Raw genomic sequence first — 26,241 nt, forward strand, 5'->3', positions numbered from 1 at the left:
GGATGGAAAGCATTCAAGAATATATTTTTAAATTAATCTTACACGGTGGAAACGGCAGAAGTTCAGCAATGGAAGCGATAGCGGCTGCCAAAAGCGGAAATTTTTCAGAAGCGCGTGAAAAGCTTACACAGGCTGCAGAAGAATTAAATGCTGCTCATCATATCCAAACGTCGTTAATTCAAGGAGAAATTAGAGGGGATAGCACAGAAATTTCTCTGCTCATGATTCATGCTCAAGATCATTTAATGAATGCGATGACGGTAAAAGAAATGGCTACTGAATTTGTAGATTTATATGAAGCAATCAAAATTTCTGGGGGGATTACATTATGACAAAAGGTATTAAAATTGTAACGATTGGCGGAGGTTCAAGCTATACGCCTGAACTAATAGAAGGTTTTATTAAACGATATGATGAACTTCCAGTTCGAGAACTGTGGCTAGTAGACGTGGAAGAAGGAAAAGAAAAATTAGAGATTGTTGGAAATTTAGCGAAGAGAATGGTGAAAAAATCAGGTTTGCCAATCGAGGTTCATTTAACGTTAAATCGAAGAGAAGCACTAAAAGATGCGGATTTCGTAACAACTCAATTTCGCGTTGGCTTGTTAGATGCACGAGCGAAAGATGAAAGAATCCCGCTTAAATACGGGGTGCTTGGTCAAGAAACAAACGGACCGGGAGGATTATTTAAAGGACTTCGCACCATTCCCGTTATTTTAGATATCTGCCGTGACATTGAAGAGTTATGTCCAGAAGCTTGGCTGATTAACTTCACAAATCCTGCTGGCATGGTAACAGAAGCTGTGCTTCGCTATAGTAACATTAAAAAGATTGTAGGACTTTGTAATGTGCCAATCGGAATGGAAATGGGGATTGCTAAGCTGCTTGATGTAGACCACTCTCGCATTCGAATTGATTTTGCTGGTTTAAATCACATGGTCTACGGATTAGATGTATATGTAGATGGTGTAAGTGTCAAAGATCAAGTTATTGATTTATTGAGTGATCCAACTAACAGCAGCTTTGTGAAAAATGTAGCAGGACTTGGATGGGAGCCAGAATTCACAAAAGCGCTAAATGCGTTAACGTGTCCATATCACATGTACTATTACAAAACGCGTGAAATGGTAGAAAAAGAGCTTGTTAATTATGAAAAAGGTGAAACGAGAGCAGAAGTCGTAAAACAGTTGGAAAAAGAGCTGTTCGAACTGTATAAAGATCCTAATCTAGACATTAAACCTCCTCAATTAGAACAGCGCGGCGGCGCTTATTATAGTGATGCAGCCGTTCGACTGATTACATCCATTTACACGGATAAAGGTGATATTCAGCCTGTAAATACTATCAATAATGGTGCTATAGCAAGCATTCCAGCTGATTCTGCCGTAGAAGTAAGCTGTATCATTACAAAAGATGGTCCAAAACCAATTTCAGTCGGCGACCTTCCTGTACCTGTCAGAGGTCTTGTTCAAACAATTAAGTCATTTGAACGGATTGCTGCTGAAGCAGCAGTGACAGGAGATTATGACAAAGCTATTTTAGCATTAACTATTAATCCTCTTGTGGCTTCTGATAAACTAGCTAAGCAAATTGTCGATGAGATGCTAGAAGCTCATAAAGATTACTTGCCTCAATTTTTTAAAACGGTTCAAGCTTAAAGTCAAGCTGTTCGAATACAGTACGTATTCGAACAGCTTTTTTATATGTGTAAAGCTAGATTTCTGCCACCATCAGTGTAACAATATAAAATAGAAACAGACAGCAAAGGGTGGCTAAAAATGATTCACTTATTAATTATGATGGTAGAACGAGTCGGAGTTATTGTCATTTTAGGTTTTTTGCTGGCACATACAAAAGTTTTTCGGCAATTTCTCCGCAAACAGCAAGGGTATAAAGGAAAAGCTGTACTTATTTTTATTTTTTCTCTTTTTAGCATTATTAGCAACTACACGGGAATTGAAATTCAAGGAACCATTATTCGAAATGAAGACTTATTATTAAAAGTAGATCCATCAAGCTCGATTGCAAATACGCGAATTATGGGTGTAGAAATGGGCGGTCTGCTTGGCGGTCCTTTTGTCGGTTTAGGAGTAGGACTACTTGCTGGTGTTCATCGCTTTATGTTAGGAGGGAGTACGGCATTTAGCTGTGCAGTTTCGTCCGTTTTAGCAGGAGTGTTAACTGGATATATCGGCTATGCCTACCGGAAAAAACATCGAACGATTACACCGCGCTTTGCTGCACTTGTAGGCATAGCGATGGAAACGCTTCAGATGCTGATTATTTTATTATTTGCTAAACCGTTTGATTCGGCATGGACACTAGTGAGTATTATTGCTATTCCAATGATTATTGTAAATGGAACGGGAAGCTATATTTTCTTATCTATTATTCAGTCCATTTTACGGCAAGAGGAACAAATGAGAGCGCTTCAGACACACAAAGTATTATTAATCGCGGATCAAACGCTTCCACATTTTCGTCAAGGTCTTACTAGTGAATCATGTGAAAATGTTGCAAATATTATTCATCGCTTCACAGGTACGGATGCTGTTTCGCTAACTGATACGCACAAAATTTTAGCTCATGTAGGGGAAGGAATTGATCATCACGTTCCTTCGCATAGTTTAATTACCGGGCTGTCTCACGAAGTACTGAAGACAGGAAAAATTATGAAAGCAAAATCGAGAGAACAAATTGATTGTCAGCATAAAGACTGCCCGCTTCATGCTGCCATTGTGATGCCGCTCACTTCTCACGGTACCACAATCGGAACATTAAAAATGTATTTTAAAGATGCAAGCGGGTTAAGTCGGGTAGAGGAAGAGCTGGCAGAAGGACTGGCTAAACTATTTTCAACTCAGCTGGAGCTCGGCGAAGCGGAGCTTCGAAGTAAATTACTAAAAGATGCGGAGATTAAAGCTTTACAGGCACAGGTGAATCCTCACTTTTTATTTAATGCCATTAATACGATATCGGCGCTGTGCAGACAGGACGTAGAAAAAGCCAGAAAGCTGCTTTTGCAGCTAAGCGTTTATTTTCGTTCTAATTTGCAAGGTGCAAGGCAGCTGTTGATTCCGTTATCAAAAGAGCTTGATCATGTTCACGCATACTTATCGCTTGAACAAGCCAGGTTCCCTAATAAATACGAAATTGACATGTATATTGAAGAAGGACTAGATGATGTCTTGCTTCCCCCGTTTATTCTTCAAGTGCTTGTGGAAAATGCCATTCGTCACGCATTTCCGCGTAAACAAAAGCACTGTCGTGTAGAAGTTTATATTGAGACAAAAGATAAATATGTATACGTAAAGGTAAAAGACAACGGACAAGGTATAGACGCAAAACGATTGCAAATGCTTGGCAATCAGCCCGTTTTTTCAGAAAAAGGAACGGGGACGGCTCTTTACAATATTAAACAACGTTTGCATGGATTGTTTGGAAAAGAAACAAAGCTGGAGTTTGACGTAACAGAAGGAACAGCGGTTTCGTTTGTTATACCAATTGAATTAAAAAGCGAGGGTATGTAATATGCTGCGGGTACTAATAGTAGATGATGAAATGTTAGCGCGAGATGAATTAAAATATTTATTACATCGAACGAAAGAAGTAGACTTAATTGAAGAAGCTGAAAGTATCGAAGAGGCGTTGGATAAAATGATGGATGAAAAGCCGGATTTATTATTTTTAGATATACAATTGTCAGATGACAGCGGTTTTGATATTGCTAAAAGGCTTAAAAAAATGAAAAATCCGCCAGCTATTATATTTGCAACTGCGTACGATCAGTACGCTTTACAAGCCTTTGAAGTAGATGCAATTGATTACATTTTGAAGCCTTTTGATGAAGAAAGAGTGGTGCAGGCCATTCATAAATATAAAAAAATGCGTGTTCCTCATCCTGCTTTGAAAGAAGAAGAATTGATAGGAGAGTCTTCTTCTCAAACTGGAAAGTTAGCGATTTCTGTAGACGATTCGATTGTGTTAGTAAATATAGAGGACATCTTGTTTGTAGGGTTAATAGAAGGAGAAGTCACCATTCAGACTATAACCGAATCCTATCATACTGCTGATACGCTGGCTATGCTAGAAAAAAAGCTCCCTTCTCAGTCGTTTATTCGTGTGCACCGTGGTTATATCGTCAACGTACATCATATTTCCGAGGTACAGCCATGGTTTAATTCTACATATAATTTAGTGATGAAAAACGATGAGCGAGTTCCTGTCAGCCGTACATATGCTAAAGAATTGAAGAAGCGTTTAGGAATTTAAGGAAAAAGCAGCTTGCGTATGCATTTTAGCAGGCTGTTTTTTGCATTTCAAGGCTCGATTTTTGTAAGTGAGCACAAATATTCGACTCTTTGATTTGAAAACGCTTTCTAATGTGTTTTCATTTTATATAATGAAGTCAACAAACAGAGAGAGGTGAAAGAAATGAGTGCTAAAAAAGTGTATGGCTTTTTAACACAAGCATTTATTTTTTCCGTAATTATGTTGATTTCAGATTTTATTGCAGAGCATTTGCCTTTTCCAATGCCTGCTTCAGTCATTGGGCTTGTGCTGTTATTTCTTGCACTCTGCTTGAAGATTATTAAACTAGAGCAAGTTGAATCACTGGGAACGGCTTTAACTTCTTTGATCGGATTTTTATTTGTACCAGCAGGTATTTCTGTTATGAATTCATTAGGTGTTATGCAGCAGTACGGCATTCAAATTTGTTTAGTTATCATCGTGGCAACGATTATTTTGTTAGGCGTTACAGGCTTATTTTCACAGCTTATACTTGGCATGACAAAAGATAATAAAGCAAAAGAAGAAATAAAAGATGTAGATATGAGTGAAAAAACAAAAAAACAGGGCATTGCTTAATATTAATTATAAAGAGACAAGGTGGTTGGAAAGATGAATCCGTATTTTGGAATCGTGGTTTCTTTAGCTGCGTACGGTATTGGAACGTATTTATTTAAAAAGTCAAAAGGGTTTTTCTTATTTACTCCTTTATTTGTGGCAATGGTACTCGGGATTGCTTTTTTGAAAATTGGACACTTTTCTTATGAGGAATACAGTAGCGGCGGAAAAATTATCAGCTTCTTTTTAGAACCAGCAACGATTGCTTTTGCCATCCCTTTATATAAACAAGCTGATAAATTAAAAAAGTACTGGTGGCAAATCCTTTCTTCTATTGCGGTAGGATCAATTTGTTCAGTGGCGATTATTTTTGCGATTGCGAAAGGTATTCATATGGATGAAGTCGTGATGAAATCAATGCTTCCACAAGCAGCTACAACAGCGATTGCGCTGCCATTGTCTCAAGATATTGGAGGTATTCCTGCTATTACTTCCTTTGCTGTTATTTTTAATGCAGTCATCGTATATGCGCTGGGCGCTTTATTTTTAAAAGTATTCAAGGTGAAGAATCCAATTTCAAAAGGATTAGCTCTTGGAACTTCTGGACATGCGCTAGGAGTAGCCGTAGGGATTGAAATGGGAGAAGTAGAGGCAGCCATGGCAAGTATTGCAGTTGTTATTGTAGGCGTCGTCACAGTTGCCGTTATTCCACTTTTTGTTCAGCTAGTCATGTAACAAAAGCCTGAAGGAGTCAGAGATTTTCTGACTCCTTCAGGCTTTTGTTTGTTAATTAATACACCACTCCAAAATGTCGTGATGCGCAGTTTTGACAGGTTGTATGGTCAAAAAGACTCTCAGGAATGATAAATTCAAAACAAAATTGACATTGTTTGAATTGACTTTGTCTATAAAACATTGTCTCTAAGAAAATAGCTGTAATATGTTCAGTTATTTTCTTGTGGGAACGTTGTTCTAAAGTGGACCATGGAATAGACTGATGCTCTATGTAAATCGGAAAGGAAGTATAGGGTGTATCCCATTGAATGGCTTGATATCCAAACGTAAGGCCATGATGAGCTGCTGATGTAAATATGATCAGGTTTTGATGGAATTCTGGCAGAGGTAGTTCTAGTTTTTGATCTTTAAGCGATCTCGTTTTGGAATGAAGGTTATACAATTTAATTTGAAAATGAATCCACTGAGTGGCGTGAACGGTTATTGACATGTTTTAAACCTCCAATTCAGACTCTTTCTTTTATCATACTTTTATCATAATTGATTTCAAAATAAATAAATAGTAGGCAAAAAGAAGATAACAAAATTTTATATAGATTACTTATAAGGCGTAGGGAAAGGTGATATAAGCACAGCATCCTTTTTTCTACCCATTTTTAAAGCATATTAATCTTCTATATAAAAGCTTGCTTTCAACGAATGCTATCGGCGTACTCCTACGCTTTAAACAGATTTTAATGTTAGAAGTTATAACAAGGTTCATTTCTTTTAGAGAAGTTTATGAAATAATAAAAAATGTATATTTTACGGTCTGAATCTATGTGTTGGAGGTTTTTATATGACGAAACAAAAGCTGATATTAATTGGAAATGGAATGGCGGGAATGCGCTGTATCGAAGAAATTCTTATTCATTCTCCAGATTGTTTTGATATTACTGTTTTTGGAAGTGAGCCTCACGTTAACTATAATCGAATTTTATTATCAACCGTTTTACAAGGCAGTACAAAGCTTGAAGATATCAATATTCATTCTTTGGCATGGTACAAGGAAAATAATATCACTTTATTTAAAGGAGAAAGCGTTACGCACATAGACACCAAGAGAAAAATAATAAAAACAGATAAAAACAGAGAGACGAGGTACGACAAGCTTATTATTGCTACTGGTTCGAGCCCGTATATGCTCCCCGTTAAAGGGCTTGAAAAAGAAGGTGTTCTCGGTTTTCGTACCATTGAAGACTGTCAAAAAATGATTGAAATTTCCAAACAGTATAAAAAAGCAGCGGTTATTGGAGGCGGCCTGTTAGGACTGGAAGCTGCTAGAGGGCTATTGAATTTAGGAATGGATGTTCAAGTTATTCACCATTCGGGTTTCTTAATGGAACGACAGTTAGACAAAGCAGCATCTAATATGTTAAGAGAAGAATTGGAACAGCAAGGCATGAGTTTTCTATTAAACAAACGTACGGATGAGGTTATAGGGGAAAGCCGAGTAGGAGGCATCCGGTTTGATGATAACAGTAAAATTGCAGCTGATTTAGTTGTAATGGCTACAGGGGTAAGGCCCAATGTTAATTTAGCTAAAAAAAGCGGAATAGAAACAAATAGAGCAATTATCGTAAACGATTATTTGGAAACGAGCATTCCAGATATCTATGCAGTAGGTGAATGCGCTGAACATCGAGGGATGACATACGGTCTTGTTGCGCCTCTTTACGAACAAGGAAAAGTTTTAGCCCGCACCCTTTGCCAAATAAAAAGCGAAGGTTATCAAGGTTCTGTTCTTTCCACTCAGCTGAAAATATCAGGAATAGACGTGTACTCAGTCGGAGAGTTTAAGGAAAATCAAGGTGCAAAAGCTATTACGGTTTCGAATATGCTAGATGGCATATACAAAAAAGTAGTTTTTCGCGAAGGGAAAATAGTGGGAGCTGTTCTTTTTGGAGATACCAGTGATGCTGTAAAGCTATCAAAAATGATTAGTGAAAAAAAGGATTTATCGCAAGCAGAAAAAGTACAGTTATTTCCTTCTCAACATGAAAAAGAAAATGCAGTAGCTTCCATGTCACTTCCAGATATCGTATGCAACTGTAACGGTGTAACAAAAGGAGCTATTATTGAAGCTGTCCAGAAAAATGATTTAACGACAGTAGATGAAATAAAAAATTGTACAAAAGCTTCAGGTTCATGTGGAGGATGCAAACCTCTTGTAACAGATCTTTTAACATATATTCAAAGCGATGAGTTTGATGAAGTTATTGAAGAAAAGACTTTTTGTGCGTGTACACACTTATCAGAAGATGAGCTGGTAAGAGAGATGCAGCGATATCAATTTGAAACGGTTCAGCAAGTGAGAGAAGTGTTAAAATTTGAAGACATAAAAGGCTGCTCGTTATGTGAAGGCGGTCTTCATTACTATTTAGAAATGATGAATCCTCATCATGAAAACGATCCACATTCTTTATTTATTACCGAGAATGAACAGGCCGTTCTGCTTCATGACGGGACTTACTCAGTGGTACCGCAAATTCACGGTGGTCTGACAAATGTACAGGAATTAAGAAACCTAGCAAATGTAGCTGAAAAGTACAACATCTCTACTATTCGTTTAACAAATGATCAGCGCATTCAATTCATTGGAGTGAAAAAAGAATATCTTCCGTTGGTAAGGGAGGAAATAGATAGAGGACTTCAGCAGCTATATGAACGTACAGTTAAAAATGTATCTGTTTATATAGGAAAAGGAACGTGTATTTGTCAGTATGAACCTGCTCTTGCTTTATCAAATGAATTAGATAAACAGCTTGAATATGTAAAGACTCCATGTGATATCAAAATCAGCATTGCTTCGTGTTCGCACATTGCAGAGAGCGTAACAACAAGTGATATAGGATTAAGAAGAATAGACAGAGGATGGGAAATATATGCTGGCGGAAGCAGCGCAGAAGCTAGAAGCGGCGAGCTGTTTTATGTGGCCGAAACAAACGAAGAAGCAGTAGAAATCAGCTGTTCTTTGATTCAATATTACCGTGAAACGGGGAACTATTTAGAAACTGTCGGGACCTGGATCGAACGAGTGGGAATTGTTCATGTCAGAGAAGTTTTGTTTGAGGTAGACAATCGAGAGTATTTAATGAAGCAGCTCAGCTCAGAACGCTCTCGTGCAATCACATATTTATTATAGGAAAGAAGGGTGATCTAAGTTGACTGAGATGCTATTGAAATATTTTCGTGAGCAGCAAAAGCAAGTTGAAACCGAGCGTATCTATGATACTCAGTGTCCTTACTGCAGCATGCAGTGCAAAATGCAGTTAGTTGAACAAACACATGTAAAAAGGAAAACGTATAAAACAATTGGAACAGACAACCCTACTTCTCAAGGAAGGTTATGTATCAAAGGAATGAATGCGCATCAGCATCCTTTGCATAAAGATCGGATTCAATATCCTTTATTAAAAGTAAACGGAGAGTTTGTAAAGATTTCTTGGAAAGAAGCTCTTCACTATATTAAAGAAAACGTTACAGAGATTCAAGAGAAGAATGGAGCAGATGCGCTAGGTGTTTATGGAAGTGCCTCTATTACAAATGAAGAAGCTTATTTATTAGGGAAATTTGCTCGAGTTGCGTTAAAAACAAAGTATATCGATTACAATGGACGCTTATGTATGTCGGCTGCTGCTTCTGCTGCTAGTAAAACATTTGGCATGGACCGAGGATTTACGAATAGCTTGCAAGAGATTCCGTTTACTGAATGTATTATGTTAGCTGGAACAAATATTGCGGAATGTCAGCCAACGATTATGCCTTATTTTGAGAAAGCAAAAGAAAACGGAGCTTTTATTATTGCAATTGATCCAAGAGAAACAGCTACAACTAAACTAGCTGATTTACACTTGAAACTTAAGCCGGGGAGCGACGCGGCATTAGCCAATGGAATCTTGAAGGTCCTTATCGAAGAAAATTATCTAGATGAACGATTTCTACAAGAACGTGTCAATGGATTTGAAGAAGTAATTCAATATGTGGCGTCTCTAGAATTTAATATCATTGAAGAAATAACGGGAGTGCCACTTGAAGAGATGTGCCAAGCTGCCCGTATGTTTGGTCAAAGCAAAACAGGAATGATTTTTACTGCTAGAGGGGTAGAGCAGCAAACAGACGGAAGTGCTGCGGTGCGAAATTTTTTGAATATTCTACTTTCTGTTGGGAAAATCGGTAAACCTCGCTGCGGATATGGGGCCATTACCGGTCAAGGAAATGGGCAAGGAGCCCGAGAGCATGGTCAAAAAGCGGATCAGCTTCCAGGCTACCGTTCAATCGAAAATCATGAGCACCGGATGCATATAGCAGATGTGTGGAACATAGAGGAGAAAGATCTTCCTAGAAAAGGTGTTTCTGCATATGAGATGATTGAAAAAATTCATGATGGTGAGATTAAAGGGCTGTTTTTGATGTGTTCAAATCCAACAGTTTCAAATCCAAACGCTAATTTTGTTAAGAAGGCTTTTGAAAAGCTTGAATTTCTAGTGGTAGCAGATATGTTTGAATCAGAAACAGCAAAATTAGCAAACTTGATCTTACCAGCATCTTCCTATTTGGAAGATGAAGGAACCATGACAAATGTAGAGGGAAGAGTTACATTACGCGAAGCTAGCTTTCCATGCCGCGGCGAAATCAAACACGACTGGGAAATACTATGTGAAATTGCTAAAGTTTTAGGGAAAGAGGAATATTTTTCGTTTTCATCAGCTGAAGAAATATTCAATGAACTGCGAATGGCAAGTAAAGGAGGGATCGCTGATTACTCCGGTATTACGTACGAACGATTACGAGAGGAAAAAGGGATTTTATGGCCATGTAGAAGCTTAACAGATAAAGGAACCGAGCGCCTGTTTGAAACGCGTTTTGCTCATAGTGATGGAAAAGCGATGATGGTCCCTGTCTCGAATCAAGCTATTGTTCCTAAAGCAAAAATAACCGAAAAATATCCTCTCTATTTAACAACGGGAAGAGTGATGTCGCACTATTTAACGGGTGTACAAACGCGAAAAAGTGCGTCTTTATCTGCTAGAAATTTCGAATCTTTTATGGAAATCCACCCTTCAACAGCGAAAAAATATGAAATTTCGAATCAAGAATTAGTACAAATTGAATCTTCATATGGAAGGATTGTGGTAAGAAGCAAATTTTCAGAGGGCATTCGGCCAGATACCGTATTTGTTCCTTTTCACTGGGCGGATTCTCAAAATGTTAATAACCTTGTCTCTGAGAAATTAGATCCCGCCTGTAAGATGCCGGGGTTTAAAGTAAGCGCTGTGAAGATTAGCCCTTCTGTAAAAAGAAGCACCTATTAAAAATGCTGATGCAAAAAGCCTCTTGAAAAAAGAGGCTTTTTACATGGAATCAGGCAAGGTGCTTTTGGTTAATACGTACATCTTGTTTTTTGAATCCAGAATAATTCAGTAAGAGACAGAATAGGGCAAAAAGCGCTAGTAAGGAAAAACCCACAACGTAATCTCCGCTTGTATCTTTTATAAAGCCTAGCACAATAGGGGGAAAGAAGCCGCCTACTCCTCCGAATGCACCTACGATCCCGGTAACAGCTCCAATATTTCCTGTTGAAACAGATGGAACCATTTTAAAAACAGCTCCATTTCCGATACCAAGAGTAATGGCTGCAAGTAAGCAACCTACGCTAAATAGGGAGAAGGCAGTGATGGTAAATGCAATAAATAACCCTATTAGTAGCATTCCGGTAAAGACGAAGGTAAGTACTTTTTTTGCTCCGAATACATCCGATAAATATCCTCCAAGAGGCCGTACAAACGTTGCTAATACAACAAAAATAGCTGTTTTCAGCCCGCTGTCTACGGTTGATGCATTAAATTGATCGTGCAAAATGGTAGGGAGATAGATGCTGAATGTGACAAATCCACCGAATGTTAAAAAATAGAAAACGGACAAAAACCACGTTTCTCTAAATTTTAATACCGATAAAGATTCCTGCAGCGTTTTAGGAGAAGCAGCAGAAGGGTGGTCTGAAGTTCCTACCCATAATAAAAGAGCCATTAAAGCTACCGCAATTGCTAAACTCCAAAATACCCAAGGCAAGCCAAAAGAAGAAAAGATAAGTGGAATACTAAAGCTTGCTACCGCTGATCCTAAGTTGCCCATCCCGGCAATTCCTAAAATAAAACCTTGCTTTTGAGGTGAATACCATTTAGAGACATATGTAATGGAAATAGCAAATGTTGTTCCAGCCATGCCGATAAAAAATGCCCAAAAGAGCAGCATGGAGTAAGAATGAGTAAAGCCTGCACAAATGGTAGGGAGTAAAAGAGCAAGCATTGTTAACGAATACACTTTTCTTCCGCCGAAGCGATCTGTTAAAATTCCCATCGGAATCCGCATGAGTGAACCTAATAAGACGGGAGTGGCAATTAAGATACTTTTTTCAGCATTGGTTAATGAATACATCACTTGAATATCTGCGGCGATAGGCGCGAAGACAGACCATACTGAAAAAGCAATAATCATAGATAAAGTCGAGATAAGAAGTACAGATAAGGGCCGTTTAGAAAACATTGCTTAAAAACCTCCTTTTTTATATACAGCGTAAAGCTGTTGCAATATGGTAATTATGATACTACGCTTTCTTTGTTATGTATCATTTTATGTTAGGTTTTCTTCCGTACTTTTGCTGAAGAACGGACGCAGATAAAAGTGGAGAAATAACTTAGACTTACACTCTATCTAAGTACTGATGAAGAGACGGTTAAAAAGCTTTAAAAGAACAGTAAGTAGAAATATTATCGAAAGAATGGAAGAAAAATTGAAATTAGAAGAGATTAATAGAGTCAGCACCTATAAATTTGTGCTATCGAATTATAGCCAAATCAAAAAAAATTCATATTTTATATAGAACACAAATTTTTGAAATAGAAGGTGAAAAAAGTGACAGAAAAGCATCCTCTTTCAGGTTATAAAAAGGATGATTATGGAGTTCTCTGGATATGGAGTTATGTTGGACAGGCTAGAGTGAAAATGGGGTATAAAGTAAAAAGTCTGCTTCACTATGAGCAATCTTCCTATCAACAAATCAGTATTGTGGATACAAAATGGTATGGGAAGATGTTGGTGCTAGACGGTACTCCACAAATTTCAACAGGCGAAGGATTTATTTATAATGAAATGATTAGCCATGTTCCGATTATAACGCATTCAAATCCTAAAAAAGTTGCGATGATTGGCGGAGGAGATTGTGGTCCTGCACGAGAGGCAATGAAGTATGACGGGATTCAACAAATCGATGTAGTCGAAATCGATCCAAAAGTTACAGAAATCTGCCGCACATGGCTAACTCCGGCTTCTTGTTATGACGGTGAAACGAGGCTCAATATGATACATCGCGATGGAATAGAGTGGATTCAAGAACAAAAGGGAGTTTATGATGTTCTTATCATTGACCGACCTGACCCTGTTGGACCTGGAAAAAAATTATTTCAACCTGATTTTTATCAATATGTCTACAACAGCCTTAAAGATGATGGCGTGGTTGTTTTTCAATCAGGATCTCCTTATTACAATACTTCCACGTTACAAAGCACAGTTAAAAATTTAAAGGAGCTGTTTCCAATTGTCCGCACATATTTAGTGACGATACCTCTTTTCCCTTGCGGCATTTGGAGTTTTACGATTGCTTCTAAAAAAATGGATCCTCTTCAGGCCGATTTGACGAAGCTGCAGCATACACATACTCAATATGTTGACCCTGAAATTTTCCGCGCATCATTTGTTTTACCTAAATATATAAAAGAAATAGTAGACGGAAAAGATTCCTAAAAACTAAGTAGCGACGAATGTTTGTTGAAAGTCGTGAATAATCTCGGAAAATATATTTGTTATAGCAGGTCTATGTTTGCTGCGCAGAGTTCGGGATAATTCAATTTGAAACGTATTAAAATTATGGCTGTAACCTGTATAGTTCCTATTGTCACCTTGTCTGTGAAAAGCAATTGATTCGTTTCCAATAAATTTATTATCAAATACTACATGGATTTTTGGAAACGAATTTTCGGATTTTTTAGTCAGCGCTTGTTGAAACCAATCCTTAACTTCCTTTGAGCAAGATTGTCCATATAAGGTTCCTACTTCAATTGCATAAGGCCCGTAATGTGTATCCTTCATTCCATGAAAAGATAAATGCAGATAGGGTGTTAGAAGGCAATTATTACTATCTATTATCTTTAAAGATTTGATAATTTCTTGGATTGTGCTTCTATATTCTTGTATCCCCTCATAGTTCGTTTTATTTAGATTTCTATTTAAATCTGCTACGGTTCTGGAAACCGTGCTAATAATTCCAGCACATCCTGTGTTCTTTACTACATTCTCTACGATTTTATCCGTAAATAAATCAGCAGCGGGTGGTTCTGCATGAAGTGCGTCTACATGACAGCTTATAAAACCAGTTCCTTTGTTATATTTTAAGTAGTTTCCATGAATGAATTTTAATGTCATTGATTATTTCTCCTTTTATATCGTTTGAAATCTATCCTTTCTATAATAAATGCAGTAAAAATAAAATCGGTGAATTATTACACGTGTTAAATACATACATAAAAAGTTTTTAGAGATGGTGGAGATAAATAGATAAATGTACAGGATTATTTTGGATAGTTACATACTATATGAGTAGCTGATTGTTGTTATAAGGCATTAAAGTAGCAAAATACGATAGAAAGTTCTAATTAGGAGGCTTTAAAATGGATCCAATGAGAGAAGAGTTAGGGATATTATCTGATAAAGAAATGACGTTGCAAACTCTTAATCTGAATAATATACCGTCTGTTGAATTAGTTGACCCCAAAACCTGTTCATATCCAGTGATAGGGAGGAAGTATGGTCACCATAGCGGAAGAGATATTGTTATCGTAAATACAAAGGATCAAGCAATGTATGAAGGATATGACTATTTTACGAAAATATATGCAATAGACAAAGAATATTGTCTAGAAGTAGAAGGACTGAGCGTAAAAACAGTACAAGTAGTGACCAGTGAACATGTTGTATTTAATGAAATACCCATTCGAACGCAAGCCTTCGGCTGGAAATTAGAACAGGTAAACACTATGGATGTACCGGAAATGCTGATGAACGTAGCCATTCGAGCGCTCTACGTAACGGGAGCTAAAAGCGGCTTTGTCAAAATGGGGGTATTAGAAAATGGAGAGTGTATCGTCACAGATATTAACTCATCAGAAAGTGAATGGATAGAAAATCCATTAAAGCCTAGTGTTCCTTTTAGCATGGGTGCTGACGTTGAGTTTATGTTAAGCTGTGACGGAGAGCTTCTACCAGCTTCTACTTTTTTTTCTGTTGAAGGTCCGGTAGGCTGTGATGAAAGACAAATAGAGCAAGATAGCGGTGAGTATGCATTAGTAGAAGTTAGGCCTGAAAAAGCAAATTCATCAACAGAACTATTTGAGAATATCCAAAAGTTAATAGAAAAAGCATCTGCACAGGTACCATATGAAAATATTCATTTTCGGGCAGGCAGCATGCCGTTTTCAGGGTATCAATGTGGAGGACATATTCATTTTGGTATTCCGCTTTCTTTATCCTTATTAAGAGCTCTTGACCACTACCTTGCTATTCCAGTAGCGCTGATAGAAGAATCTAAGACCGCTAAACTCAGACGGAAAACGAACCATGGAGGTCTTGGACGCTATCGTGAGAAACCGTATGGATTTGAGTATTTAACTTTAAGCTCTTGGATTATCGACCCTAGAATTACTCTCTCCACTTTAGCTCTTGCTCAGCTAGTTGCTACCCATCATCATGAATTAAAAAGCGAATTTTTATTTCATCCACTTATGCAGCGTGCCTACTATCAAGGGAATAAAATCTTTCTTAAACGAATGTGGAAAAATATCAAGGCCAACCTTATGAAAACGTCCAGCTATCCACACTATCAAAATGAACTATCTTTTCTATTTGAAATGATAGAAAAAGAAATTCCTTGTGATGAATTAAATGATATTCGCAGAAATTGGAATGTAAAGATTTCTAAAGAAATCTATGACCGTGGTCATATTATCCAAATCCCCAAAAAGCTCCGTTTAAAATACGGCCTCAAAGAGGGGCAGTCTACGATTGTTAGTGCAGGAAAGGCAATATCAACTGCAACTGTGCATTCTTATCCTTTTTCATTTCGCCATCCAAATATGGTTCAACTCTCTAAATCTCTCCGTGATAAACTATCTCTCCCAAAAGATTGGTGCCCCAAGCTATCAGCTTCAGAAGGCATCATAACTTTAGGTCCTATCATTGGCATTCTTGCTAACCGTCCTTTTGAAAGACAAACAACCTATTTCCACCACCTATGTCGCTTAGCAAATGAAAAGCGAATGCTTGTATATGTGTTTGAACCTGAAGATATTGATTGGGAGAAAAAATTGGTTAAAGGAACAACCATTAACGGTGAAGGGCTCTTTCCTTTTCCTGCTGTTATTTATGACCGTTATTTCATAGATGGCAGAAAAAATATTTTAATAGATGAAATAAGGGCAAAACTTCAGGCGATTTATAAAATTCCTTTTGTTAATTCTTCAAACTTGTTTCAGCTTACGGGAGATAAGTGGGCAACATATGAACTTCTTATGAAAGAATATGAAGAATTTCTTCCAGAGTCACGTCTCGTACAAAATCCTGCTGACATTGCAGAAATGCTCGATAGCTACGGAGAAGTTTATTTAAAACCGCTTGGCGGGGCCTTAAGTAAAGGAGTCATGCGCATCGTTCGCCGACCAACAGGCATCTTTTGGTTTGATCTTAATAAAAAAGAGCTGCATCAATTCAGTAATATGGAAGAATTATTTACTTTGCTCGCTCCTTTGATGAAAAACAATCCTTATCTTGTTCAAGAAGGAATTCGCAGAAAACAGCATAAAGATAAAAATTTAGAAATACGGGTTTATATGCAAAAAAATGAAAAGCAAATTTGGCTTCGAACGGGTATGGTTGCGCGTCTCACCGGTGAAGATGTGCTAACGGAAGATTCAGAAACGAATATGCGCCTCAGTAAAATATTTAATAGTTTATACCCTGATCCAACAGACAGAAGGCTAGTTATAAACCAATTAGCTAAAATATCTAAAAATATTGTGGCAACAGTAGAAGAGAAAGTAGGGTCTTTTGGGGAGCTGGCGGTAGATTTATGTATAGATCAGTACGGTTCCATAAAGTTGCTTGAAATAAATGCAAAACCAGATAGTCTGTTCTCACAAATTAGAGCCTATAAGCTGCGTACTTTGGCGGGGATTCGTCTGCTTAATTATGCGTCTTCACTGGCTGGTTACGAAGAAGAAAAGGAGGATTTAACATGAAGCACTTCACATTAAATGAAATCCTTAAACAAACGGGGGGAGACCTTTGTTATGGATCAGGAAATCCTGTTATTAAACATGCTATAAACTACGCTAAAAAGGATATAGAGGATCATACACTCATCTTTCATTTAGATAGAGAACCGATTAGAGGGAAGTATTGGAAAGGAAATCATTCAATTGTCGTTATAACAGATCACCCTGAGCTGTGCACGAACTTAGAGGGAGATATTATTCTTGTTAAAACAGCTCAATTAGAAGAGGCTTATTGGAAATTTATCCAATACTACCGAGGGCTTTTTGATCTTCCTGTTATTGGAGTTACAGGAACTTGTGGAAAAACGACCACGAAAGAGATGATCCGACAAATATTAATTGAAGACTATAAAGTGAAAGCTACGTGGATGAGTATGAATTCTATGTCTGTAAATCTACGTTATTTAACAGGTATTGATGATACGACAGAAGTAGCAGTTTTTGAGATGCCGGTCGCTTATCCAGGTTATTTAAAAGTTGCGTGCCGCTACTTTCAGCCACAAATACGAATTTTATTAAATATAGGCGTACACCATCTCGCTGATTGTGAAACGCCTGAAGAATACATGAAAGCAAAAGCTGAAATTGTAGAAGGCTTAGATCCAAATAGCGGCATTTTGATTTTAAACGCAGATGACGAAAATATTAAGAAAGTACTTGATGTGAGTCCTTTTAAAGGTGTTGTATATATAGGTAAAAATGATGGTTCCCAATTTCAAGCAAAAGATATTAAATATGCTAACGGAGGAATGGCCTTTACCTTAAAACACAAAAACAAAGAGTACAATGCCTTTATCCCTGGATATGGTGAACATAATGTGTATAATGCACTGGCTGCCATTGCTGCAGTATTTTATGTGGGCGTTGATATTTCCGTTGCCATACAAAGACTTAGCTTATTTGAACAAGTAGAAGAACATTTGGAATTTAAAAGAGGAATGAATGAGTGTACGGTAATTAATGATACATGGAACTCTTCACCTTTATCGATGGCTACAGCTCTTGGAGTTCTCAGTGATATGTCAAAAGAGAAACAGTCTATCGCTTTATTAGGTTACATGCCTCAGCTAGGAGAAGGACCTTATGCAATTAAACAATATGAAGATATGGGAAAAAAAGCAGCGGAATCAAAGATTGATGTTTTAGTGGTAGTAGGAGAAGAAGCGAAAGCTATTAGGACAGGAGCTTTAAAATGTGGAATGGATCCTAATAAAGTCTATTTTTGTAAGACTGGTGATGAAGTATACAATGTGCTAGCGCCATATTTAAATGAAAATACAATAATTTTATTAAAAGTAACGCACCGTGTTATGACAAAACCTACTTTTAAAGAATTAAGAAATAAACTTATTCCAGACAACGAAGAGTAAAAGGAGGATAGACATGAAGAAGACTAAACAGCTAAGAGAGTTGATAGAAAGTAAACAGCTAGAGTTTATTATGGAGGCTCACAGTGCGCTATCTGCAAAGATTGTAGAAGAAGCAGGATTCAAAGGGATATGGGCTAGCGGCCTGTCTTTATCCGCAGCACTGGGTGTAAGAGATAATAACGAGGCTTCATGGACACAGGTATTAGACATCTTAGAGTTTATGAGTGACGCAACGTCCGTTCCAATTCTTCTTGATGGTGATACAGGGTATGGGAATTTTAATAATGCAAGAAGATTAGTTAAGAAATTGGAGCAGCGAGACATTCCAGGCGTATGTATTGAAGATAAATTGTTTCCAAAAACAAACTCATTTATTAAAGGTGAAGCACAGCCGCTTGCAGATATTAATGAATTTTGCGGCAAAATTAAGGCAATGAAAGATAGCCAAAATGACGAAGATTTTGTAGTGGTATCGCGTGTAGAAGCTTTTATTGCAGGGTGGGGGCTGAAGGAAGCTTTAAAGCGTGCAGAAGCTTATCGCCAAGCAGGAACCGACGCCGTTTTGATTCATAGTAAAAGGTCAGATATGACAGAGATTGAAGCTTTTATGAAAGAGTGGGGAAACAGGCTTCCGGTTATTATTGTTCCAACCAAATATTATTCGGTTCCAACTGATAAATTTAGTGATTTAGGAATTAGCTTGAGCATTTGGGCCAACCATAACTTAAGATCTTCCATTACAGCTATGCAGAAAACGTCCGCTCAGATTTATTGCGATAAAAGTTTGATTAATGTAGAAAAAAATGTCTCTCCGCTTGAGGAAGTTTTCCGTCTTCAAAAAGCTGAAGAGCTCGATATGGCAGAGAAACTTTATTTAAGCTCTGCCAATCATAGCACGAACGCTATGATCCTGGTAAAAGAATCAGCAAATGAAGCTTTGATAACTGAGCAGATAAATCAGTTAAAAAAAGTCGGCGTGACAAATAGTATAAAAGCAGGTTCCGATAAAGCTATGGAAGATAAGGCATTTCCTAATAAAGGAGAATTATATCATCTCTATGCTGCAAGAGATAAGCTAGGAACGGCTACTTTAATAAGCGATAGTAACATCGTATATAAAACACATGTTTTTGAGGAGTTAATTCATGAAAGTGGCGATATCACTATCGTAGCAGGAGCTGATTATGAGTTAAAAGGGAATCAAACATCTTATGTAACTGCTAAACTTCCCTATTCCAAGCAGCTGTATTCTAAAACAGTAGACTTGATTCAAATGTCGTGCAATCCAAACTCTAACAACATTCATGGTGAATTCATTGGTCTTTGGAAAGTTTCTGGAAAAGGCACTGAGGTTGTAAAAAAAGCTTTGGAAGAATTGGCACAAAGAAAAGATTTTGCTCAGCTCACGTTTTCTGATTTCTTTAATTATATTAATCTAATTCACCCAGTTGCTGTTAAATATACGATGGGGTCATGGATAGATACCGAAACGTATACGAAGATTCAAAAAGATGGTGGGAAAAATGATTAGTACGTCCGTATTTGGAACTCAATTAAAAAAACTAGGTTTTCAATTTTATAGCGGGGTTCCTTGTTCCTATCTTAAACATCTCATTAACTACGCTATCAACGAATGTGAATATGTTGCAGCAGCAAACGAAGGAGAAGCGGTAGCGATTGCTGCTGGAGCATCAATTGCTGGCAACAAAGCGGTTGTTTTAATGCAGAACTCCGGATTAGCAAATGCTGTTTCCCCTTTAACCTCTCTTATTCATCCGTTTAAAATTCCTGTCCTTGGATTTGTCAGTTTTCGCGGAGAACCTGGATGTCCAGATGAACCGCAGCATGAATTAATGGGAGAAATTACTCCTGCCCTACTAAATACGATGAAAATAAAATGGGAATATTTATCTTTTGATTTTGCGGAAGTTAAAAAACAATTACAGCGGGCTAATCAAGCTGTTGAAAATAATGAAAGCTACTTCTTTATTGTAAAAAAAGGAACGTTTGAGCCAGTTAAGCTCTTAGAAAAATCAATGAAAAACGTTACTCTTAAAATGAAAAGTGAACAGATAACAACCGACGAGTTACCTTCAAGGTATGAGGCATTACAAGTAGTTAATTCATTAAAAGACAACGATACTATTCAATTGGCCGCTACAGGAAAAACAGGAAGAGAGCTTTACGAAATAGAAGACGCAAGAAATAATTTTTATATGGTTGGATCTATGGGGTGCGTTAGTTCCATTGGTTTAGGCTTAGCTTTGAGCAGAAAGGAAAAGAACATCATTACAATTGATGGAGACGGAGCGTTGCTTATGCGCATGGGAAATCTAGCAACCAACGGATACTATTGTCCGGAAAATTTATTACACATTCTTTTAGACAACCACACCCATGATTCTACTGGGGGACAACATACGGTCTCTCATCACATTAATTTTGTAGATATTGCTTCTTCCTGTGGGTATCAAAATTCCATTCATGTTCATAACTTAAATGAGTTAGAGACGTATATCAAACAGTGGAAAAATGATAAAAAATTAACATTTTTATATCTTAAAATAGCGAAAGGATCTAAAAAGAACCTGGGGCGTCCTGAAATGAAGCCTTATGAAGTCAGAGAAAGAATGCAGGTGTTTTTAGATGATTAAAACAGCTGTTATTCTAGCTGCGGGGATGGGGAGCAGGATTCGTAAAAGAGCTGGAAACCGTCCCAAGGGTTTTTTGATGATTGATGAAAAATCGATTATTGAACATTCCATTTCAAAGTTAATAGAAGCAGGAGTTAAGACGATTTTTATTGGAACAGGTTATATGAAAGAAGAATATGAAAAGCTAATGGTTAGATATCCTCAAATAAAATGTGTTTATAATTCTAGATACGAAACAACGGGAAGTCTGTTTACGCTGTATCAATTTAAAAATTATATTAAAGAAGATTTTTTACTATTGGAATCGGATGTAATTTATGAAAAGAATGCGTTGGAAACATTAGTAAATCATTCGAGATCAGATGTCATACTAGCGAGTAAATTGAACGGTGCTGGCGACGAAGTTTATATTGAAGCTGATAAAGATAATAACCTTAAGAATATGTCAAAACAAAAAGAAGAGTTGAATAGTATCTATGCAGAACTAGTTGGTTTAACCAAACTCTCTTATGCTACATTTCAGAGACTTTGTGATGAAGCAAATACGTTGTTTCAGTTTAATCAAACGATCGATTATGAATATGGCCTCGTTAAAATTTCCGAAAAAGCAAATGTGTATGTTCATAAACTGGATAATTTGGCATGGTGTGAAGTGGATGATGAAGATCACTGGGCAAGAGCAACTACTATTGTTTATCCGATTATTAAAGCTCGAGAAGGTATTCCACATACAGTTAAGAGAAATATACTCCTAAACCCCGGACCGGCAACTACAACAGATACCGTCAAATATGCTCAAATAGTGGAAGACATTTGCCCGAGAGAAAAACAATTTGGAGAGACAATGGAATTTATCTCTGCTGAACTAACAAAATTTGTTGGGAATCCAGAGAAGTATACTACGGTATTATTCGGCGGATCTGGAACGGCTGCAGTGGAATCGATTTTAAGTTCAGTAATTGATAACAGTACGGTTGTTATTATCAATAATGGTCCATACGGTGAAAGAATGTGTAAAATCGCTGAAATTTATGGACTGAATTATTTAGAATATAAAAGCTCCGCCGAGCAGGCTATTGATATGAACGACTTAGAAATTTTTATAAAAAAGATTTCAACGAACGTTTCTTATCTGGCGCTTGTTCACTGTGAAACTTCCACGGGGCTTCTTAATGATATTGAACAAATTGGGGAATTTTGTGCAGTGAAAAATATCGAAATGATTGTGGATGCAATGAGTTCGTATGCAGCTGTTCCAATTGACATGCAAAAAATGAATATAAGCTATCTGGCCGCAAGTGCAAATAAGAACCTTCAAGGAATGGCAGGCGTGTCGTTTGTTATAGCAAATAAAGACCGGTTAGAAAAAACGGAGCAAATAAAGCCTCGTAACCTTTATCTTCATTTATATGATCAGTATCGATATTTCCAAATGAATAAACAAATGCGTTTTACTCCTCCTGTTCAGACTATGTACGCCTTAAAGCAGGCAATTATAGAAACTCAGTGGGAAGGAATTGAGAAACGATATGAACGCTACTCAAAATCATGGACTACTTTAACGGATGGAATTACTCGGCTTGGGTTAACCTATTTGGTTCCTGAAACACATCATTCTAAAATTATTACCTCTATCATCGAGCCTTCCAATAGAAAGTATAATTTTGATATTATGCATGATTTTTTTTATAAACAGGGATTCACCATTTATCCTGGTAAAATTGATAAATTAGAAACGTTTCGAATAGCAAATATTGGTGATATCACATATAGAGATATAGAAAGATTTCTTCACCTTCTTGAACAATATCTTAAAGCTTTAAAAGGAGAGTGAGAAAAAGTTGAATCAAAAATTAGCTGTAGCAGTTATGGTGGTAAATCAAGATCATCACGTGCTTCTAGTCAAGAACCATAGACGGGGATGGGAATTTCCAGGCGGTTTTGTTGAAGCAGGTGAATCAATAAAAGATGCGGGGATACGAGAAGTTAAAGAAGAATCTGGAATTGTTATTGAAGTGACCAACTTTCTAGGAGTAGAACAAGATGTTAAACGATCTACTACTGTTATTTTATTAAAGGGAAAAGCGATTAGCGGAAAAATTTCTGTCTCCAATGAAACACAGGATGTGGGATATTTTACGTTAGAAGAAGCAAAAAATATAATTAAATTAGATAACTTTAAGGATCGAATGGCTAGATGTCTAAAAGAGACTGAAACACCATTTTTCTATGTTTTAAAAGACACGGGCTCCTTTTACGTATAGGCGGAAGGTTTCTATGTTGTGCTAGAAATGAAGCCTGAACGCGATTAAATAAAAAACGCTCATCGTCATGCGTGACGATGAGCGTTTTTTTATCAGTAAAAGTATGGTTGTTTATTCAGCCGTGGCAATTTCTTCTTCTACATCATGGTCTTCTAAATTAGCACTTAAAAATTCACTTGTTTCCGATAAATTGAGATTTAATTTCGTTTTTTTGCAGATTTGAATTGTAACATCCTGAACGGAGACATCTAAAACATGCCCCCCTTCTTTTTTATCTTCATCAATAAAGTGCAGGTGGTAGCCGGGAACACCGATGCCTGAAGAATATTCTGGCGTGTAAAAACCTGCTAGTGTTCCATTTACATCTGAAGATGTAAATGTAGGCTGATCAGCAGCCGCATCTACCATAGAAGGATAGGGCTTTTCTTGCTTTGCAACCGTGCGAGTTTTTACTTCTTTAAACTTGCCGTCAATGCGAACTGCATAGAATAAATTCGGGCTAGGAATAAGCTCATTCATTAAGGTTTCTAGTTGTTCACGATTCATTTCCTTTTTTACACGATAAGAGATATCTTCATAAAAGGTTGTCATAATGGCAAAAGGTGTTTTTGCATCTTCACTAATAGGTGCAGCTTTACCATCAGCAATATGATAAAATTCTCCGTCAAAGGCAATCATTTCACCATCCAATTGATTAAAGGTACCAATGCCGAAATCCCCTTTCTTAGCTAAATCCTTGTATGTGACAACACCGTCAAATACTCCGTCTAATAAAGCGATCATAGTGGAAGTTTGGTGAATCGTTAATTTTTCTTTATTGCTCATTCTTTACTCAGTCCTTTCAGTTAATTTGATCTGGCAGTAGCTGTGTATTTAATTTTTCATTATCTTTATAATCTACAGGAACATCGATGATAACGGGGCCCTGTTCACGAAAAGCGCTTGCTAGAGTGTCCGAAAATTCTTCTGGTGAGTTAACTCTAAATCCTTTGGCACCAAAACTTTCAGCAAGCGTAACAAAGTCTACACTGCCAAACTCTACTGCAGATTTTCGGCCATATTTAATCTGCTGTTGAAAGCCAACCATATCGTAGGTTTGATCGTTCCAGATAATGTGAACAATTGGTAAGTTTAACCGAACGGCTGTCTCGAGCTCCATAGCTGAAAATAAAAACCCGCCGTCTCCAGACATGGACAGAACTTTTTTATGGGGGCGAACGAGTGCAGCTGAAATAGCCCAAGGCAAAGCAACACCTAGTGTCTGCATGCCGTTGCTGAATAGTAAATGCTGAGGTTCATAGGAACGAAAATAACGAGCCATCCATATGTAATGCGAACCAACGTCACATGTGATGGTAGTATCATCTTCAACAAAGTTCTGCAGAGCTTCAATTAATTGTAGGGGATGAAGGTGAGTGTCATTAGAAAACTCGTACTGATCGTCAGGTTGTTCAAGTTTGCTTTTTAGCGTTTTTAAAAAAGAAGCACTTTCTTTTGAACGTATTAAATGTGGGAGTTTATCCGCTAATATGTCAATTGTGCTTGGAATATCCCCTACTAACTCAATTTCCGGCTGATAATGGTGGTCAGCTTGTGCTTGTAAATCATCTAAATGAATAATGCTTCTTTGACTTTCTGAGTTCCAAAGAGAAGGAGGGTATTCAACTGGGTCATATCCGATTGTTAAGACGACGTCAGCATGCTTCAATAACACGTCTCCAGGCTGATTGCGAAAAAGGCCTACTCGCCCAAAAAAGTGAGTTTCAAGCTCTCGTGAAACAGCTCCCGCACCTTGGAACGTTTCCACCACAGGAAGGTCATGTTCTGCTATAAGCTGACGGATTGATTCCACTGCTTTAGATCTACTTGCTCTCATACCTAAAAGCAAGACAGGTAGTTTTGCTGTGCGAATAGTGTGTATAGCTTGGGCAACAGCGTCTAAATTAGCAGTCCCAATCGTAGGAGCTTTTAAAACGGATAGAGTGGAAGCTGGTGTTTCGCTATCCATTACATCCTGCGGCAAGCTGACAAAAGATGCTCCTGAAGGAGAAGAAACAGCTTTGCGAAAGGCGTCTGTTATCACTTCTGGAACGTTTGCAGCGTCTTCTACCTCAACGCTGAATTTGGCGATAGATTTGAATAGTCCTTCATTATCCATTGATTGATGTGTCTTTTTTAATCGATCTGCTCTTGGAACGGCTCCTGCTAGGGCTACCACTGGATCACCTTCAGAAGTAGCAGTGACAAGGCCAGTGGCTAAGTTAGCGGCACCTGGACCCGATGTGACAAGGCAAACGCCCGGCGTACCTGTCAGTCTTCCCATAGCAGCTGCCATAAACGCAGCATTTTGTTCATGGCGGCAAACAATTACTTCTGGTCCTTTTTCTTTCAAAACATCAAATACGCCATCAATTTTGGCTCCTGGAATGCCAAAAATATAAGGCACATTCTGACTTGCCAAACTTTCTACTAGTAAGTCAGCGCCTTTTTTTGTTTCGGTAGTATCAGCATTACTCATCATGCATTCTCTCCTTTATGTTTCTTAGATAGGTTTTAAGGCCTACTGATTGAGTACCCAATTTGTATGACAACTAATCAAAGGAAAGGAGAAGGTTTTAATTTTCTAAATAAAAAACTTCCCTATTAATTAGGGAAGCAGAGATGTACCTATTGCGAATAAAACATATCTGTTTTATTTGTAGGTTTATGGTACTTGAGGGATAGCAAGTGAAAATTCTACGCGGCTCTTATTTGGTATGGTTAAAAAGCTTTTGGTAACTAACAATTTTTTGATCTAGCTTTTGACTTAATTTTAAAATCTCACCCTGAGAATAGCTGCTTGTTTTCTTAGCTAATTGGTAAATATCTGATTGTAAGGCTCGAATTTCTTTTTCTAACTGAGGTTGCTTCATTGAAATCCTCTCCAAGTCAGAATACTTCTATCTTCT

At 37.5% G+C, this 26,241-nt stretch carries 21 protein-coding genes; 15 read left to right on the forward strand and 6 right to left on the reverse strand.

All coding sequences use genetic code 11. From position 1 onward, the window contains the following. Positions 1–2: 2 nt before the first annotated feature. The 6 genes from MMB69_RS17685 to lrgB all read left to right on the forward strand — a co-directional run bounded on the left by MMB69_RS17685 (position 3) and on the right by lrgB (position 5,582). Positions 3–332: a PTS lactose/cellobiose transporter subunit IIA gene (locus MMB69_RS17685; RefSeq protein ID WP_221785488.1), complete on the forward strand. Its 330-nt coding sequence runs from the start codon at positions 3–5 to the stop codon at positions 330–332. Then, positions 329–1,657, forward strand: coding sequence for a 6-phospho-beta-glucosidase (locus MMB69_RS17690; RefSeq protein WP_221785487.1), 1,329 nt, complete (start codon positions 329–331; stop codon positions 1,655–1,657). The genes MMB69_RS17685 and MMB69_RS17690 overlap by 4 nt, the downstream gene beginning before the upstream one ends. Before the next feature lie 120 nt (positions 1,658–1,777). Next, a complete protein-coding gene (locus tag MMB69_RS17695) occupies positions 1,778–3,529 on the forward strand; it encodes a sensor histidine kinase (RefSeq protein ID WP_221785486.1) in 1,752 nt (583 codons plus the stop codon). A 1-nt stretch (position 3,530) separates the two neighbouring features. Further along, positions 3,531–4,271, forward strand: a complete 741-nt coding sequence (locus tag MMB69_RS17700) for a LytR/AlgR family response regulator transcription factor (RefSeq protein WP_221785485.1) — start codon at positions 3,531–3,533, stop codon at positions 4,269–4,271. Between the two features lie 162 nt (positions 4,272–4,433). Continuing rightward, entirely contained in the window at positions 4,434–4,868 is a 435-nt protein-coding gene (lrgA, locus tag MMB69_RS17705; RefSeq protein ID WP_028412310.1) for an antiholin-like murein hydrolase modulator LrgA, read from the forward strand. Positions 4,869–4,901: 33 nt separating this feature from the next. Beyond that, positions 4,902–5,582 (forward strand): antiholin-like protein LrgB, encoded by a 681-nt coding sequence (gene lrgB / locus MMB69_RS17710; protein ID WP_050689329.1) that lies wholly within the window; start codon positions 4,902–4,904, stop codon positions 5,580–5,582. Positions 5,583–5,637: 55 nt separating this feature from the next. Here lrgB and MMB69_RS17715 read toward each other — a convergent pair whose 3' ends face one another. Next, on the reverse strand, positions 5,638–6,072 hold the full coding sequence (locus MMB69_RS17715; protein WP_153254193.1) for a hypothetical protein: 435 nt from the start codon (positions 6,070–6,072) through the stop codon (positions 5,638–5,640). Between the two features lie 348 nt (positions 6,073–6,420). Here MMB69_RS17715 and nirB point away from each other — a divergent pair, with 348 nt between their 5' ends. Beyond that, positions 6,421–8,766: a nitrite reductase large subunit NirB gene (nirB, locus tag MMB69_RS17720; protein ID WP_221785484.1), complete on the forward strand. Its 2,346-nt coding sequence runs from the start codon at positions 6,421–6,423 to the stop codon at positions 8,764–8,766. A gap of 19 nt (positions 8,767–8,785) precedes the next feature. Further along, positions 8,786–10,936: an assimilatory nitrate reductase catalytic subunit NasC gene (gene nasC / locus MMB69_RS17725; RefSeq protein ID WP_221785483.1), complete on the forward strand. Its 2,151-nt coding sequence runs from the start codon at positions 8,786–8,788 to the stop codon at positions 10,934–10,936. A 49-nt stretch (positions 10,937–10,985) separates the two neighbouring features. Here the strand turns inward: nasC and MMB69_RS17730 are convergent, their stop codons facing one another. Next, positions 10,986–12,167 carry an MFS transporter gene (locus tag MMB69_RS17730; protein ID WP_221785482.1) on the reverse strand — a complete coding sequence of 394 codons (1,182 nt, stop codon included), beginning with the start codon at positions 12,165–12,167 and terminating at the stop codon, positions 10,986–10,988. Positions 12,168–12,536: 369 nt separating this feature from the next. Here MMB69_RS17730 and speE point away from each other — a divergent pair, with 369 nt between their 5' ends. Further along, complete coding sequence (speE, locus tag MMB69_RS17735; RefSeq protein ID WP_221812962.1) at positions 12,537–13,424, forward strand: polyamine aminopropyltransferase; 888 nt, start codon at positions 12,537–12,539, stop codon at positions 13,422–13,424. 3 nt (positions 13,425–13,427) lie between these two features. Here the strand turns inward: speE and MMB69_RS17740 are convergent, their stop codons facing one another. Continuing rightward, complete coding sequence (locus tag MMB69_RS17740; RefSeq protein WP_221812960.1) at positions 13,428–14,102, reverse strand: hypothetical protein; 675 nt, start codon at positions 14,100–14,102, stop codon at positions 13,428–13,430. A gap of 245 nt (positions 14,103–14,347) precedes the next feature. On the opposite strand from MMB69_RS17740, the gene MMB69_RS17745 reads away from it, so the two are divergent. From MMB69_RS17745 to MMB69_RS17770, 6 genes are read left to right on the forward strand one after another with little or no spacing between them, the layout of a single operon-like run. Beyond that, the gene (locus tag MMB69_RS17745; protein WP_277448112.1) at positions 14,348–16,969 is read left to right on the forward strand and encodes a putative amidoligase domain-containing protein; all 2,622 of its coding nucleotides are present in this window, start codon (positions 14,348–14,350) and stop codon (positions 16,967–16,969) included. After that, positions 16,966–18,375, forward strand: a complete 1,410-nt coding sequence (locus MMB69_RS17750; RefSeq protein ID WP_221785479.1) for a Mur ligase family protein — start codon at positions 16,966–16,968, stop codon at positions 18,373–18,375. Before MMB69_RS17745 ends, MMB69_RS17750 begins: the two co-directional genes overlap by 4 nt. 13 nt (positions 18,376–18,388) lie before the next feature. Next, positions 18,389–19,906 carry a phosphoenolpyruvate mutase gene (gene aepX, locus MMB69_RS17755; protein ID WP_221785478.1) on the forward strand — a complete coding sequence of 506 codons (1,518 nt, stop codon included), beginning with the start codon at positions 18,389–18,391 and terminating at the stop codon, positions 19,904–19,906. Beyond that, complete coding sequence (gene aepY / locus MMB69_RS17760; RefSeq protein ID WP_221785477.1) at positions 19,899–21,029, forward strand: phosphonopyruvate decarboxylase; 1,131 nt, start codon at positions 19,899–19,901, stop codon at positions 21,027–21,029. Before aepX ends, aepY begins: the two co-directional genes overlap by 8 nt. Then, positions 21,022–22,863 (forward strand): 2-aminoethylphosphonate aminotransferase, encoded by a 1,842-nt coding sequence (locus tag MMB69_RS17765; RefSeq protein WP_221785476.1) that lies wholly within the window; start codon positions 21,022–21,024, stop codon positions 22,861–22,863. The genes aepY and MMB69_RS17765 overlap by 8 nt, the downstream gene beginning before the upstream one ends. Before the next feature lie 7 nt (positions 22,864–22,870). After that, on the forward strand, positions 22,871–23,293 hold the full coding sequence (locus tag MMB69_RS17770; protein ID WP_264408893.1) for an NUDIX hydrolase: 423 nt from the start codon (positions 22,871–22,873) through the stop codon (positions 23,291–23,293). A 111-nt stretch (positions 23,294–23,404) separates the two neighbouring features. On the opposite strand, the gene budA is transcribed toward MMB69_RS17770, so the two are convergent. The 3 genes from budA to MMB69_RS17785 form a co-directional block, all read right to left on the reverse strand. Continuing rightward, a complete protein-coding gene (gene budA, locus MMB69_RS17775) occupies positions 23,405–24,118 on the reverse strand; it encodes an acetolactate decarboxylase (RefSeq protein ID WP_221786098.1) in 714 nt (237 codons plus the stop codon). Between the two features lie 16 nt (positions 24,119–24,134). Further along, a complete protein-coding gene (gene alsS / locus MMB69_RS17780) occupies positions 24,135–25,814 on the reverse strand; it encodes an acetolactate synthase AlsS (protein WP_416234866.1) in 1,680 nt (559 codons plus the stop codon). A 226-nt stretch (positions 25,815–26,040) separates the two neighbouring features. Beyond that, positions 26,041–26,205: an aspartyl-phosphate phosphatase Spo0E family protein gene (locus MMB69_RS17785; protein ID WP_081731992.1), complete on the reverse strand. Its 165-nt coding sequence runs from the start codon at positions 26,203–26,205 to the stop codon at positions 26,041–26,043. Positions 26,206–26,241 lie beyond the last annotated feature (36 nt).

Origin of the sequence: Priestia sp. P5 (genome assembly GCF_029522155.1) — a bacterium.
Classification (GTDB): Bacteria; Bacillota; Bacilli; order Bacillales; family Bacillaceae_H; genus Priestia; species Priestia megaterium_E.

Excerpts from the sequence above, each read along its gene's own strand:
- MMB69_RS17685 (WP_221785488.1), top strand. The coding sequence starts at position 3 with ATGGAAAGCATTCAAGAATATATTTTTAAATTAATCTTACACGGTGGA.
- MMB69_RS17690 (WP_221785487.1), top strand. The coding sequence starts at position 329 with ATGACAAAAGGTATTAAAATTGTAACGATTGGCGGAGGTTCAAGCTAT.
- MMB69_RS17695 (WP_221785486.1), top strand. The coding sequence starts at position 1,778 with ATGATTCACTTATTAATTATGATGGTAGAACGAGTCGGAGTTATTGTC.
- MMB69_RS17700 (WP_221785485.1), top strand. The coding sequence starts at position 3,531 with ATGCTGCGGGTACTAATAGTAGATGATGAAATGTTAGCGCGAGATGAA.
- lrgA (WP_028412310.1), top strand. The coding sequence starts at position 4,434 with ATGAGTGCTAAAAAAGTGTATGGCTTTTTAACACAAGCATTTATTTTT.
- lrgB (WP_050689329.1), top strand. The coding sequence starts at position 4,902 with ATGAATCCGTATTTTGGAATCGTGGTTTCTTTAGCTGCGTACGGTATT.
- MMB69_RS17715 (WP_153254193.1), bottom strand. The coding sequence starts at position 6,072 with ATGTCAATAACCGTTCACGCCACTCAGTGGATTCATTTTCAAATTAAA.
- nirB (WP_221785484.1), top strand. The coding sequence starts at position 6,421 with ATGACGAAACAAAAGCTGATATTAATTGGAAATGGAATGGCGGGAATG.
- MMB69_RS17730 (WP_221785482.1), bottom strand. The coding sequence starts at position 12,167 with ATGTTTTCTAAACGGCCCTTATCTGTACTTCTTATCTCGACTTTATCT.
- MMB69_RS17740 (WP_221812960.1), bottom strand. The coding sequence starts at position 14,102 with ATGACATTAAAATTCATTCATGGAAACTACTTAAAATATAACAAAGGA.
- MMB69_RS17745 (WP_277448112.1), top strand. The coding sequence starts at position 14,348 with ATGGATCCAATGAGAGAAGAGTTAGGGATATTATCTGATAAAGAAATG.
- MMB69_RS17750 (WP_221785479.1), top strand. The coding sequence starts at position 16,966 with ATGAAGCACTTCACATTAAATGAAATCCTTAAACAAACGGGGGGAGAC.
- aepX (WP_221785478.1), top strand. The coding sequence starts at position 18,389 with ATGAAGAAGACTAAACAGCTAAGAGAGTTGATAGAAAGTAAACAGCTA.
- aepY (WP_221785477.1), top strand. The coding sequence starts at position 19,899 with ATGATTAGTACGTCCGTATTTGGAACTCAATTAAAAAAACTAGGTTTT.
- MMB69_RS17765 (WP_221785476.1), top strand. The coding sequence starts at position 21,022 with ATGATTAAAACAGCTGTTATTCTAGCTGCGGGGATGGGGAGCAGGATT.
- budA (WP_221786098.1), bottom strand. The coding sequence starts at position 24,118 with ATGAGCAATAAAGAAAAATTAACGATTCACCAAACTTCCACTATGATC.
- alsS (WP_416234866.1), bottom strand. The coding sequence starts at position 25,814 with ATGATGAGTAATGCTGATACTACCGAAACAAAAAAAGGCGCTGACTTA.
- MMB69_RS17785 (WP_081731992.1), bottom strand. The coding sequence starts at position 26,205 with ATGAAGCAACCTCAGTTAGAAAAAGAAATTCGAGCCTTACAATCAGAT.